General features: G+C 43.3%; 15 protein-coding genes. 3 read left to right on the top strand and 12 right to left on the bottom strand.

From position 1 onward, the window contains the following. Window positions 1-9 precede the first annotated feature (9 nt). The 9 genes from spoIIIAE to ACH0BF_RS05170 form a co-directional block, all read right to left on the bottom strand. On the bottom strand, window positions 10-1,197 hold the full coding sequence (spoIIIAE, locus tag ACH0BF_RS05210; protein ID WP_120032905.1) for a stage III sporulation protein AE: 1,188 nt from the start codon (window positions 1,195-1,197) through the stop codon (window positions 10-12). 168 nt (window positions 1,198-1,365) lie between these two features. Beyond that, complete coding sequence (spoIIIAD, locus tag ACH0BF_RS05205) at window positions 1,366-1,749, bottom strand: stage III sporulation protein AD (protein WP_259455784.1); 384 nt, start codon at window positions 1,747-1,749, stop codon at window positions 1,366-1,368. Between the two features lie 24 nt (window positions 1,750-1,773). Further along, window positions 1,774-1,977 carry a stage III sporulation protein AC gene (spoIIIAC, locus tag ACH0BF_RS05200; protein ID WP_120032911.1) on the bottom strand — a complete coding sequence of 68 codons (204 nt, stop codon included), beginning with the start codon at window positions 1,975-1,977 and terminating at the stop codon, window positions 1,774-1,776. Window positions 1,978-1,994: 17 nt separating this feature from the next. After that, a complete protein-coding gene (spoIIIAB, locus tag ACH0BF_RS05195; RefSeq protein ID WP_120032917.1) occupies window positions 1,995-2,507 on the bottom strand; it encodes a stage III sporulation protein SpoIIIAB in 513 nt (170 codons plus the stop codon). Next, complete coding sequence (gene spoIIIAA, locus ACH0BF_RS05190; protein ID WP_340853350.1) at window positions 2,504-3,424, bottom strand: stage III sporulation protein AA; 921 nt, start codon at window positions 3,422-3,424, stop codon at window positions 2,504-2,506. Before spoIIIAA ends, spoIIIAB begins: the two co-directional genes overlap by 4 nt. 193 nt (window positions 3,425-3,617) lie before the next feature. Then, window positions 3,618-4,175: an elongation factor P gene (efp, locus tag ACH0BF_RS05185; RefSeq protein WP_120032924.1), complete on the bottom strand. Its 558-nt coding sequence runs from the start codon at window positions 4,173-4,175 to the stop codon at window positions 3,618-3,620. A 21-nt stretch (window positions 4,176-4,196) separates the two neighbouring features. Beyond that, on the bottom strand, window positions 4,197-5,258 hold the full coding sequence (locus ACH0BF_RS05180; RefSeq protein ID WP_340853348.1) for a M24 family metallopeptidase: 1,062 nt from the start codon (window positions 5,256-5,258) through the stop codon (window positions 4,197-4,199). Between the two features lie 16 nt (window positions 5,259-5,274). Continuing rightward, window positions 5,275-5,706, bottom strand: coding sequence for a type II 3-dehydroquinate dehydratase (gene aroQ / locus ACH0BF_RS05175; RefSeq protein ID WP_120032930.1), 432 nt, complete (start codon window positions 5,704-5,706; stop codon window positions 5,275-5,277). A gap of 67 nt (window positions 5,707-5,773) precedes the next feature. Then, window positions 5,774-6,283, bottom strand: a complete 510-nt coding sequence (locus ACH0BF_RS05170) for a YqhR family membrane protein (protein ID WP_120032933.1) — start codon at window positions 6,281-6,283, stop codon at window positions 5,774-5,776. Window positions 6,284-6,427: 144 nt separating this feature from the next. Here ACH0BF_RS05170 and ACH0BF_RS05165 point away from each other — a divergent pair, with 144 nt between their 5' ends. Both ACH0BF_RS05165 and ACH0BF_RS05160 read left to right on the top strand, forming a co-directional pair. Further along, window positions 6,428-7,372: a DUF1385 domain-containing protein gene (locus tag ACH0BF_RS05165; RefSeq protein ID WP_340853345.1), complete on the top strand. Its 945-nt coding sequence runs from the start codon at window positions 6,428-6,430 to the stop codon at window positions 7,370-7,372. A gap of 46 nt (window positions 7,373-7,418) precedes the next feature. Further along, on the top strand, window positions 7,419-7,787 hold the full coding sequence (locus ACH0BF_RS05160; RefSeq protein WP_120032936.1) for an SA1362 family protein: 369 nt from the start codon (window positions 7,419-7,421) through the stop codon (window positions 7,785-7,787). A gap of 10 nt (window positions 7,788-7,797) precedes the next feature. Here the strand turns inward: ACH0BF_RS05160 and ACH0BF_RS05155 are convergent, their stop codons facing one another. From ACH0BF_RS05155 to ACH0BF_RS05145, 3 genes are all read right to left on the bottom strand, one after another. Next, complete coding sequence (locus ACH0BF_RS05155) at window positions 7,798-8,670, bottom strand: patatin-like phospholipase family protein (RefSeq protein ID WP_340853342.1); 873 nt, start codon at window positions 8,668-8,670, stop codon at window positions 7,798-7,800. Between the two features lie 232 nt (window positions 8,671-8,902). Beyond that, the gene (locus tag ACH0BF_RS05150) at window positions 8,903-11,464 is read right to left on the bottom strand and encodes a vitamin B12-dependent ribonucleotide reductase (RefSeq protein ID WP_340853340.1); all 2,562 of its coding nucleotides are present in this window, start codon (window positions 11,462-11,464) and stop codon (window positions 8,903-8,905) included. A gap of 318 nt (window positions 11,465-11,782) precedes the next feature. Continuing rightward, entirely contained in the window at window positions 11,783-12,619 is an 837-nt protein-coding gene (locus tag ACH0BF_RS05145; protein WP_120032947.1) for a lipoate--protein ligase family protein, read from the bottom strand. 211 nt (window positions 12,620-12,830) lie between these two features. Here ACH0BF_RS05145 and ACH0BF_RS05140 point away from each other — a divergent pair, with 211 nt between their 5' ends. Then, complete coding sequence (locus ACH0BF_RS05140; protein WP_340856375.1) at window positions 12,831-13,151, top strand: rhodanese-like domain-containing protein; 321 nt, start codon at window positions 12,831-12,833, stop codon at window positions 13,149-13,151. Window positions 13,152-13,249 lie beyond the last annotated feature (98 nt).

The raw sequence follows: 13,249 nt of genomic DNA, 5'->3' as shown, positions 1-13,249 counted from the left end.
TCCCTTTCTTCAGCGAATCATCATCGTCACGTTACTAGCTGCGACGAGAATGACGATGGATAGCAAAAACATGAAAGAAACAATGACTAATGCAGCAAATACGTAAGTCATATTTTTCCCGATGATCTCAAGACACTCTGTAATCGTTTCGTCACCAAGCGGTTGCAAAACAGCACCAGCAACCTTATATACAATGACAAGAGCAAAGATCTTCAAAGCAGGGAAAGCGACAATCACCAGCAAAATTCCCGCTCCTGCAATCCCGACAGTGTTCTTTAACAGCAGGGAAGCACTCATAACCGTATCCGCCGCTTCCGTAAACATCTTTCCAACAACCGGGATAAAATTGCCGGCAAAAAACTTTGCCGTTCGAATGGCCAGCCCATCTGCTACCGCTGCGGCCGAGCCTTGAATGGAGACAATGGCCAAATATATCGCCATGAAGGCACTCAAAAGCCCAACACTCCAATGACGGAGCAAGTCAGCTAATTTGGTTGCTTTATAATGAGTAGAAAATAAACTGACGACGCTTAGCAAAGTAGAGAAAAACAATAGTGGAAGTACGACTTTTTGAATGACCAATCCGCTAATATTCATCAGAAATAACAAAAATGGATGAAATACAGTAGCTGAAATAGCTCCTCCCGTCGAGGCAAGAAGCGCCAGCAAAACCGGCATGAGTGCCAGCAAAAACTGGATCATTTGATCCACGGCATCCGTGGCGTATTCCATGGCAAGTCGAAAGCTGTTCAATGCTAAAATAAGAAGCACAATCAGCACAACACTGTAGGCTGTTTTACCTACTGTCCCCTGTTCAAAAGCATTCTGAAGAATTTGCAGAAAAACAGAGAAAACCGTTAATAGAATAAGGGTTCCGAGCAACTTTCCATTGGCATATAACTCATGAAAAACGAAGCCTAGCAGACCTTTTGCCCAAGCACCAATAGAAAAGGCTTGTCCTTCTTTAAAAAGAGCGCTCAGTGGTTGCTGTTCTGTTTCTGGCAGATATTGTCCATATGTTTTCAAGAGCTGATCCCAATAGACAGACAGCTCATCCATTCCAAGCTCCCCAAGCTGTTCCTCAGCGACTGCTCCTATATCTTTGCTCCTCTCTTCCTCCGATTCTGCTTGTGTAGAGGCAGCAGCGGAGAATAAGAGCGCCAGAAAGAGTAAAGCGATTCTTTGCCAGATCCTCACCTTTCTCACCGCCTTCCCTCGGCTATCTCTTTCCTGCCTGCCGCTGTTTGTAAATAGCCATGTAGATTGGTCGGCAAATACGAACTCAATCCTCTATCCGCCTCATCGCTTACTTGAAAATCAGGTAACCAATTAGTCAGCTAACATGCTCCGGTTGAGAACTGTCACTTATTTTCCTGGAAGCATGGTTAAAATTGTTTCAATTAAAATTGTTAAAATTGGCACAGCCATCGATAAAATAATGACCTTGCCTGCCAGCTCCATCTTGGCGGCCAATGCTTCCTGGCCGGCATCTTTTGTAATTTGAGACGCAAACTCAGCAATATAAGAGATACCAATAATTTTTAAAATCGTTTCCACATAGACAAACTCGACATCCGCCCGGGCTGCCAGCTTTTTAATCATGAGGATAATTTCCGCAATTCGATCAGCTAAAAATAAAAACAGACCGCATCCAACAAACATTACGAGTAAAAAAGCAAAAATCGGCTGCTGTTCTTGCAAGAGAAGAGCCAAAAAAACTGTCACAAGAACAACAGCAGCTACTTGGATAATTTCAATGGTTCTCCTCTCCCATCACTGAAATAAAAAAACTTCTCTAATCTTGTCAAACAATTCCTCTACGATGGAAACAATCAGAAATAAAATATAGACGAAGCCCAGCAGTGTCACCCATTGGGCATATTCTTTCTTCCCTACCTGTTCTAGAATCGTATGGAGGAATGCCACGACTAAACCGACACCGGCAATTTTAAAAATCACTTCCACCTCAATGCCCATTTTCTTCCCCCTTTCTGCTAAAACAGCAGAAGCACGATTAACAGACCGCCCATAAGACTTAAGCTTCTCATCATTTTCCCATACCTTTTTTGCTTCTCACGCGCTTCTTCTTCTTGGCGTTCTAAGTGTTTCAGTGTCACAAGAATCTGTTTTTGCTCTGTTATACGGTCATGCTTGCCTACCGTTTCTCCAAATTCTAGTAAGATAGATCTCTCACTTTCCAGCAATGCTGTATGGGGCCAAATTTTTGCCAAGCTTTTCCGCCAGGCTTCCTTGGCGTCTAATTCGGTTGATGTGAGCAGTTCACTGAATAAAGCAAACAGTTCATTTATAGGCGCTGGCAGCCGCTCGGACAATTTTCTGGCCGATTCATGCAAAGGGGTAAACCCATATACAATTTCAGCTTCCAACGATTGTAAAGCAGACCGGATTAAACGAATTTGTTTCGGCCTGTCGCTTAATTTCTTTGATTGCTCCGCGCCAATCCAAATAGAAGCAAACAATATGATCAATGCACCTGCCCACTTCATTGAACGGTCCTTGCCGGGGAAGTCAGCTCCTGGCCCAAATGATCAAGCACTTTAAATGACCGGACTCCTTTCTCGGAAGAAAGCTCGATAAACCGCTCAAATGTTCCGCTTTCTATCATAGCTTTCACAATCGGCCGGCGAATCACTTCGGCATAGCTTGAACCGTGAACAGTAGCTATTAATCTAATTCCTGCATTGATCGCTTCCGCTACAGCCTGTCCATCTTCTGCTCTCCCGATTTCATCCGCCACCAGCACATCTGGGCTCATGGAGCGAATCATCATCATCATTCCTTCCGCTTTTGGACAAGCATCGAGAATATCTGTCCGCAAGCCAATATCAAGCTGTGGAATCCCTTTTACACAGCCGGCAATTTCCGAACGCTCATCCACAATCCCTACCTTTACTGGTGCAATGTTTCTCTGCTCCATTCCTGTGGCTGCGGTTTTTGCCAAATCTCTGAGCAGAGTAGTTTTTCCCGTTTGTGGCGCTCCAATAATGAGTGTGTTTTTCCATTTCCCATCAAAAAGCCAGGGGATCAGCGGATGACAAACACCCGGTTTTTCCCTGGCAATTCTTAAATTAAAGGAAGAAAGATAGCGTAAAGCTTTTACTTTTCCCTCTTCAAGAATGACCTTTCCCGCCAGGCCAACACGGTGTCCCCCCTCAATGGTTAAATAGCCGCATCTTAATTCTTCATCAAACGCATAAAACGAATGCTGACTTAATTTATTGACGAGCGCTTGTCCTTCTTCAAGGGTAACGATGTGAGACAAATGAAAAGGGCGGCCAGCAATAATCTCGAGCGGCTTGCCGATGCGCACCCTAATTTCTTCAATTTTTCCTTTTAATTCGGATGGCATGGCATTGATTGTCTCTTTTAATGTTTGCGGCAAATAAGCATATACAGTTTCCATGAACGCTTCCTCCTTTTTCTCCTCCTTTTTATTCAATGTATGTGCCTAATTTCAAGATATGCCGACTCCGTTCTATCAAAAGAAAAAATGGCCAGAATCCCTCCGCCATTTCAACATTTCTTTATTTTTTATCTCTTTTATCATGAATGCTTATATAAAAAAGCCGCTCCCTAAAGGAGCGGCTTTCATACTATTAGGCACGAGAAATATAGCTTCCGTCATCTGTGTTAACAACAAGGACATCCCCTTCGTTAACGAAGAATGGAACTTGTACTGTTAATCCTGTTTCAACAGTTGCAGGTTTTGTTCCGCCTGAAGCGGTGTCGCCTTTAATGCCCGGCTCGGTTTCGATGACTTTTAGTTCAACCGTGTTTGGAAGATCTACTCCCAATGTTTCTGTTTGATACATCATAATGGAAACTTCCATGTTTTCTTTTAAAAACTTCAGCTCATGTTCAATTTGAGAAGCAGGCAATTCAATCTGCTCATAAGACTCATTGTCCATGAATACATGCTGGTCGCCATTTGCATATAAGTACTGCATTCTGCGGTGATCGATTTGTGCTTTTTCTACTTTTTCACCCGCACGGAATGTTTTTTCCTGAATGTTGCCGTTACGCAGGTTACGCAATTTAGAACGAACAAATGCCGCTCCTTTTCCAGGTTTAACGTGCTGGAAATCGACTACGCGCCAAAGGCCGCCGTCTACCTCAATTGTTAAACCTGTACGAAAATCGTTTACTGAAATCATGTTGTGTTTCCTCCTGTTTCCTTAAAGAATGAGTAAATCTTTTGTGGAATGCGTGAGCGTTTCATTGCCTGTTTCTGTAATCAACGTATCATCTTCAATGCGTACGCCGCCAATGCCTGGCAAATAGATGCCCGGCTCAACCGTAACGACCATTCCCGGCTCAAGAACCATATCAGAACGGAAAGAAAGCGCCGGCCCTTCGTGAACTTCAAGCCCAATGCCATGGCCGGTTGAATGGCCAAAATGCTCTCCGTACCCCTTTTGGGTAATATAATCGCGGGTAATAGCATCCGCTTCTTTGCCCGTCAGGCCTCCCTTGATCTGCTCCATCCCTTTTAACTGGGCATCCAGCACAATCTGGTAAATTTCCTTCATTTGTTCGGACGGTTCTCCGACTGCAATGGTCCGGGTAATGTCGGAAACATACCCTTCATAATAAGCCCCGTAATCCAATGTCACCATATCGCCTTTTTCAATCACCTTATCGCTTGCTACACCGTGAGGCAAAGCTGAGCGTTTGCCGGAAGCTACAATCGTATCAAAAGATGAAGAGGTTGCCCCCCATTTTCTCATGAAGAATTCCAGCTCATTTGAAACCTCCAGCTCTGTCATGCCCGGCTGGATAAATTCAATGATATGTTTAAAGGCTGCATCAGCGATATCGGCCGCTTCCTTTAATATCTTAATCTCTGAATTATCCTTAATCAAGCGCAATTTTTCAATCATTTCGCTTGTAGGGACTAATTCATCTTTAAAGAGACCTTTGAGCGTTTCATAAGTTTGGAAAGTTGTGTATGCTTTTTCAAATCCAAGGCGTTTGATTCCTTGCTTTTCAGCTTGCGCGGCTGCCTCTTCGTACAACGTTCCCTTATGCTGAACTATCTCAAATCCCTCTGCTTGTTTCCCGGCTTGCTCCATGTATCGAAAATCGGTAATAAAAATAGCTTTCTCTTCGGAAATAAGCGCTGCTCCTGCAGATCCTGTGAAGTTCGTCAGGTAACGGCGATTATAAGGACTCATCACGAGCAAACCATCAATTCCCTCTTTTTTCATCTGCATGCGCAGCTTCTCTATTTTAATCATTAGTTTCTCCCTTCCCTTAGATATGTATAAGTGCCTGTAAAGCTAGTTCATAACCGATAAACCCTAGACCGGCAATTTGCCCAGCGGCTACAGGCGCTATGACTGAATGCTCCCGGAAGGGCTCACGGCTATGAATATTGCTGATATGCACTTCGATGACCGGTACAGAAATAGACGCAACCGCATCTCTAATTGCATAACTGTAATGAGTAAAGGCCCCCGGGTTAAAGATGATGCCATCCATTTTTTCATCAGCAGCTAGATGAATTCTGTCAATTAATTCTCCTTCATGATTAGACTGAAACGCGCTGATAAATGCTCCTAACTCTTTTCCTCTAGCTATAATACGGCTTTCTAGGTCTTGCAGGGTTTCACTGCCGTAAATCTCCGGCTCTCTTTTCCCCAGCCGGTTCAAATTTGGTCCGTTCAATAAGAGGATGCTCTTCATGTAATCTCTCCGCTCCACCAATTTAGTTACATGAATATTTTAACATATTTAAAATTACAAAAACTACTTAGCCGTTTGCCTTTTTCCGCTCATTTAATCTTTTTTCTTTCAAAAGATGTTGTTCATACCCATAGGAAATCGAATAGCCGATAAATAGCCCGTAAAGGATTAACAGACAAATAGTAGTGGACAATGTATTGACGTTTAATTTTTGCCAAGAAGGAATACTAGCGAGAAGTGGATGGATAATCACAAATAAGAAAACCCAAATCGCCGCGCCAAAAAGCACGCCCGACCAGATCGTTTTACTTTTCCTCAGCAAGAAATAATACACTATGGCTAGGAGTAGTGATATTCCTGTATGGAATATCAGGCCAGATAGTACTTTCCAGAAACCGCTGTGAATTTTTGGAATATTGACATATGTAACGACCGCATTGATGTCGATCGTCATAAAATGAAAGTAAGCAGCAAATTGCGCAAGGCCACCCCATATTATCCCGCCGAACAGGCCGATCACTAATGCGTAACTTAAAGGAAACTCTGCTTTGTGCTCTTTTTCCCGCTTGTTCACCATCCTACACCTCCAAAAATGAGTTAAAGCATTATAAAAAAAGATTACTAAGTGATTCAGCTTTTATTTTTGCTTAATAAGGGATAGAATATGTATATAGAAGCTTTTTACATTTTTACATCTGTTAATAATGAAAGAGGGTATAAGATGAGTGAGCAAAAGCCAGTTTATGGCGGGCAGGCACTGGTAGAAGGCGTTATGTTTGGAGGAAAACACCATACGGTAACAGCCATTCGCCGCAAAGACCGTTCAATTGAATTCTTTCATTTGCCAAGAGCACCTAAACCTGCTTTGCAGAAGTTGAAAAAAATCCCATTTTTACGCGGCATTTTTGCGATCCTGGATTCAGCAGCGACCGGCTCTAAGCATTTAAATTTTGCACAGGAACGCTATGATTTGGATCCGGATGAAGATGGTCAAATAAATGAGGCGGCAGAACCTTCAAAATGGACGATGGTTCTTGGCGTAGCTGCTATCGGCATTCTGTCGTTTTTGTTTGGAAAATTTATCTTTACACTTGTTCCAGTCTTTCTTGCGGAACTTACCCGCCCTATTTTCTCGGGCAATTTTGCACAAATCCTAGTTGAAGGCTTTTTCAAGCTAGTTCTCCTGCTTGTTTATATTTACTTAATCTCTTTAACTCCACTCATCAAACGAGTGTTTCAATATCATGGAGCTGAGCATAAGGTAATTAATGCGTTTGAAAGCGGGCAACCACTAACAGTGAAAAACGTGCAGGCTGCCTCGCGTCTCCATTATCGCTGTGGATCAAGCTTCATTTTGTTCACTGTGATTGTTGGTATCTTCGTTTATATGCTCGTTCCGACTGATCCACTTTACGTCAGGGTATTAAACAGAATCGCTCTTATTCCGGTCGTTCTCGGCATCTCATTTGAAGTATTGCAGCTGACAAATAAACTTCGGGATATTCCTATTCTTCGCTATCTTGGCTATCCCGGCTTATGGCTTCAGCTGTTAACAACAAAAGAGCCGGAAGATGATCAAGTGGAAGTAGCAATCGCTTCATTTGAAAAATTACTAGCAATAGAAGAAAGAACGAAAAGGGGATTAAGTACAGAGGAAATTGTCTAATATGTAAATAACAGCTTATTTAACAGCTCGTTAGGAGGTGGCTTTTTTGACAATCCGGTCAGTCATTGCCTATACACTCATGGGACTCGCTGCCATTGGCTTAATTTCCATGCTGCTTTATTCACCTGGAGCTTTGGCACGGCAGCTTATTATTCTCGCGGTTACTGCTGTAGTTATTTATTTCATTTACCGTCTAGTCATTCGCAAAAGACTTGGCGGTGGTACGGAAGACAAGGCCTTTGCTAAAGCAGCAAAAGAGTCAAAGAAGAGGCTGCAAAAGCAAAAGCGCCCAAAACCTTCTTCTCCCTCAACGGTTTCCTCGAAAAAGAAAAAACCGTTTCGCCGAAAAAGAACGAAGCATTTAACGGTGATTGAAGGAAAGAAAGGCAAAAAAAATAACCGGGCATCTTCTTAACTCCCGGTTGTCAGTAACACCATCTTTTTAAAAATGCCTCTGTATATCCGCGCCCTATTTGAATGAGGGCGTCTTTTTTTTCGTCTGATAAGCTAAAATCCGTTACGGCGGTACCCTCTACCGGAATAAACACAATATTTCTTGCATGCCTTTTAGAAATATACCGCGCATCGTGGGCGTCCTTCATCGTATGAAAAATGGCACCAAATAAATCCGCTCCATTGGTTACTTGTCTCGGCATTTGCATCGTTCGTGTACTTAACTTAATCCCAAGTACAGGGCGCTTTTGCTTTTTTTCTTCATCGAACAGCCAAAGCGGAAAGTTGCTCAGCATTCCGCCGTCCAAGATGAGTGCTTTGCCATTTGGCACAGACAGTTTGACAGGCTGAAAGAAATAAGGAAGCGTACAGCTCATTCGCACCGCCCGGGCAATCGGAAAAGAATGAGGGTTAATTCTGTAGGCAGGCAAGTCATCAGGTAAAGTAAGTATCCGCCCGTTTGTAATATCAGCGGTTACAACTCGTAAGGCTCCTGGTGCCAGGTCGCCGAAGGAACGAATTCCTTTTTGCCTAAGCAAGCCATCCAGCCATTGTTCCAGCTTTTTCCCTTTGTGCAAGCCAAGTGTAAAATAAATCTTCAGCCAGCGAACAAACGGTAGATCAAATAATGTATCGTCAAGCAGATCCTCTCCCTCTACTTCTTTTATTGCCCTCTTTAACTCTGCACTCGTGTAACCCGCTGCAATCAAAGCAGCCATAATTGCTCCGGCACTCGTCCCTGCCACTCTTACGAACCGTAAGCCTTTGCTTTCGATTGCCTCGTAAGCGCCGACGAGTGCGAATCCTTTAATTCCGCCGCCAGAAAAAACGCCGTCAATTCTCATACTCCCTTCTCTCCTCTTTTATTTTCTTTTTATATGTGTAAGCGGCGAAAGCTTGGACTAGACGAAAATCTTAAAGTTCCGTTCAGAATCGATAGCTTTCTTGCCCATTCAAAATTCACTATGTATGATTTCCTATAAAGAAAGCCTCTTCTTCCTTCCAAAGGAAACAAATCACCAATAAAAAAACAACCCCTCCACAGAGTGGAGGGGTTGTTTCAAATAAATTAACTTTTTACAGGCCGCATTTCAATTGAGCGCCACAGTTCGTACATGTGTTGCAACCGCCCATTTCTTCTACTGTTCCCTTACGGCAGACTGGACATGTATTGCCGACCTCGCTACCGATAGTCACATTAGTAGAGCGAATTTCTTGAATGGTATCAACAAGCACGACATGATTCTCATGTTCTTTTGTTTTTGTTTCCTCTTGTTCATCAAAGCTGTTTTCTTCCGCTTTCAATGTCAGTACTTGTGAATCACGGCTGCCGTCTACGTATACGGTACCGCCTTTTGCCCCACCTTTATAAAGACGCTCGTACACTTTTTCCACCTGCTCGACTGTATAACCGCGCGGAGCGTTTACTGTTTTCGAAATCGAGCTGTCAATCCAACGCTGAATGACACACTGAACATCCGCATGTGCTTCCGGAGCAAGGCTCATAGCCGTTACAAACCATTCTGGCAATTTGTCTGGATCCGCCTCCGGATGACGATTTAAGTATTCTTTTACAATATCTGCCTTCACTTCAATAAACTTGCCTAAACGTCCGCTGCGATAGTACGTAAAGGAAAAGTAAGGCTCTAAACCAGTAGACACTCCCACCATCGTTCCAGTGGAACCTGTTGGGGCAACCGTTAGAAGGTGTGAGTTTCGAATACCATTTTCAAGAATAGACTCACGGACGTCTTCCGGCATTTTTTTCATATAACCTGTGTCGATAAATGCCTGACGTAAACGGTTTGTCTCTTCCTTTGTCTCTCCTTCAAGGAAAGGAAAGCTGCCTTTTTCTTTAGCCAATTCAACAGAAGTTCTATAGGCTGTTGTAGCGATCGTTTCGAATACTTTATCTACGAGCTCGTTTCCTTCTGGTGAGCCGTATTCTTTCTCACAGTAAATTAATAAGTCAGCAAGCCCCATAACGCCCAAGCCGACACGGCGCTCGCCAAGTGCTTGTTTTTTGTTTTCCTCCAAGAAGTAAGGAGTCGCATCGATCACATTATCTTGCATTCTTACTCCTGTGCGGACGGTTTCTTTCAGCTTTTCAAAATTAACTGTTTTTGTTTCTTTGTCTGCCATTTCTGCCAGGTTCACTGCCGCTAAGTTACAGACGGAAAACGGTGCGAGCGGTTGCTCTCCACATGGATTTGTCGCTACTACTTGTTGGCCATATGCCTTAGCATTCGTCATGTCGTTAGCATTATCAATAAAGAAAATGCCTGGTTCCGCGGAGTATGTTGCACAAACATTGATCAAGTTCCATAGTTCGCGAGCCTTGATCTTACGGTATGTACGCACGGCATGTCCTTGTTTCTCCCATTCGCGTACATCGCCGACTTTATGCCAATTTTCATTGTAATAGGCCATTTCTTCTTTGCTGTACGTTTCTACGGACGGGAAGCGCAATTCATATTCCGTATCTTTCTCGACTGCCTCCATGAATTCTTTCGTTAAGCAAATGGAGATGTTAGCTCCTGTTAAAAATTCAGGATTATGGACAGTATATGTTCCGCCTGTTCGTAACTTCTCTTCTGCTTCTTTAATAATTTCAGCACTGAAGCCACCATAGCCAGGGATGTTTTTATAATTTACAACGCCCTGATACATCGCTTCTTCGCGTTCAGTGAGCGGTTTGAAGTTCAACTTGTCCTTCGCCGCTTTTTTGATCTGTTCGTCTTCTGTATTTTCAAGCAAATAGCGTAAAATACGCGGATTTTGCATTTTGGAAATGATAAATTCTACAATATCTGGATGCCAGTCGGCTAACATAATCATTTGAGCACCGCGTCTCGATCCGCCCTGCTCAACAAGGTGTGTCAGTTTCGCAATGTCATCCAACCAAGAAACAGATCCGGATGATTTTCCGTTAACGCCTTTGGCAAGCGTGTTGCGCGGACGAAGGGTAGAACCGTTCGTGCCGACACCGCCGCCGCGGCTCATAATTTCCATTACTTGCTTACGATGTTCAGAAATGCCTTCGCGTGAATCAGGAACAAACGGCATAACGTAACAGTTAAAGTAAGTTACATCCGTCTGTGCTCCCGCTCCATAAAGAACACGCCCCGCTGGAATAAAGTTTAAGTTCACAAGCTCTTGATAAAATTTCTCGAACCACTCTTTTCGCTTCTCTTCAGTTTTTTCTACAGAGGCAAGACCTGTTGCGTTTCGCTTAGCAATTTGCTCGTAGTAAATTTCCAGAGGCTTTTCAATCACATCAAGAGGACGGCGAATGAGGCCTGTTTCCTGTTCTTCGGGGTCATCTAGGGCCCCACGGAATTCTTCATCGACAAGCACCTCTGCTTTTTTCTTCTGCCAGTCAATGCTAGTAATGAAGCCAATTCCCCGTGCCGGGAACTTTGGATCCTCTTTAATCGTTAACACAACAAAATCGCCTTCCGTTAACGTGACTTTCTCTGTGTCTTTAAACGAATAGCGGTCGATCATTACAAGACGTGAAACCCCTTTATGAGTGATTTTCATATCAGAGGTGACAGGATGAACTTGAGGGAAGACGCTGATGTCTTTGTTCAATCTGTCGATGTTGAGGGACATATTCTTTTGTGACGCAACAGACATAATCACAGCTCCTTTTCTTCTACATATTTCACGGTCATTCAAACATTATATACCCATGCTTTGTGACTAAAAACTAAACAAACACAATATATTGTGTTTGTTTTTCTTGATACATTACTATATATTGAGTTAAAAACATTTTTTTGTCAAGCCGAAAAACGGCTGCCTTCAGCAATAAAAACGAGGTTTCACTAAGGAAAACAGCAATATTACCGGCATAAGAAAAATTTTCAAGCTTGCTCTTTGTTCCACTTATTTTCTTTTTTTCGCAAAAAAAGAGAACAAGCCTAAAGGCTAGTTTCTCTTCCGCCTGATGATTCATCTTTTAAAATTCCATTCATCTGAAGCGTATTTTTCCTTCGCGAGCTGTTCAATATAAGCAATTTCCTCTGCAGTAAACTCATATGGCTGAAGTTCTACTCCAAGCCCTTCCTCAAATCCTTTTTTGAAGGCTGTCCCAGCCATATCATAAGTCACCTTATGGGGACTGATCGCATTGATGGCAACCGCTTTGCTTTTAAACGCCCGTTGCATCCGCTCTTTCACGCGCTCATTTGGATAGGTAAATAAGCTAAACAATTTGTCTTCATCAAGATCCAACAAAATAGACCCGTGCTGCAAGATAACACCTTTTTGCCTTGTTTGTGCACTTCCTGCTACCTTCCGGCCTTCAACTACAAGTTCATACCAGCTAGGTGCATCAAAGCAGACCGAAGAGCGCGGGTTCTTTAAACTGTTCTTCTCTTCGTCTGTCCGGGGAACAGCAAAGTAAGCCTCCAGTCCAAGATGATGGAATCCTTTTAAAATCCCCTCAGATATGACTCGGTATGCCTCTGTTACACCTGCAGGCATGTTCGGATGCTCTTCCGTCACGATCACACTGTACGTCAGTTCATGCTCATGAAGCACGCCTCTTCCGCCGGTTGGACGACGGACAAAACCGAGGCCATGCTGTTTTACCGCATCCAGATCTATTTCTTTTGTCGCTTTTTGAAAATAGCCGATTGACAACGCAGCCGGTTCCCAGCCATAAAAACGAATAACTGGCGGGATTTTTCCCTCGCTATGCCATTCCAGCAGCGCCTCATCCATTGCCATATTGAACTCTGCTGTTTGGCGTCCGGAATCAACAAATTTCCAAATCTCTTTTTCCATGATGATTGCCGCCCTTTTTATGATAAATTCACCCACTTAGTGTATCAAAAGCAGAGACAAAAACAAAGAGTTATCACTCGTTTATTTCTTTTGATTCTTCCTTTCCCCACGTTTATAATAGATAACAGTGCATGTTTACAAGGAAGGGGTGTATCCATTGCTTTATACAATAGCTGCCATTTTAGGCGCCATTATTCTGTATACTTTATATATGTATTTTTCCCGGAAAAAAGCGGTCCAATCGCTCTCGCAGGAAGAGTTCATTAAAGGTTACCGTAAAGCTCAGCTCATTGACGTCCGTGAACCGAACGAATTTGAAGCCGGCCATATTTTAGGCGCACGCAACATTCCGCTTACACAAATGAAAACGCGCATGAAAGAAATCCGCCCAGACAAGCCAGTGTATCTGTATTGCCAAAGCGGCCTGCGCAGCGGCAGAGCGGCTCAAACGTTATACAAAAAAGGCTACCGTGACCTTTATCACCTGCAAGGCGGCTTTAAAAGCTGGACTGGAAAAGTGAAAAGCAAGTAAAAAACTGCCTCAAAGAGGCAGTTTCAGTTTGTCGACAAAAGGGGTTCGGAATAGTCTTATTCCGAACCCCTTTTGATTTTTCGGTAGTTTTAAAGCCA

This window comes from Pseudobacillus sp. 179-B 2D1 NHS, assembly GCF_045370945.1.
In the GTDB taxonomy this organism is placed as follows: domain Bacteria; phylum Bacillota; class Bacilli; order Bacillales; family Domibacillaceae; genus Pseudobacillus.
The sequence above is the reverse complement of the archived record's forward strand: the minus strand, read 5'-3'. Positions and strand labels throughout refer to the sequence as shown.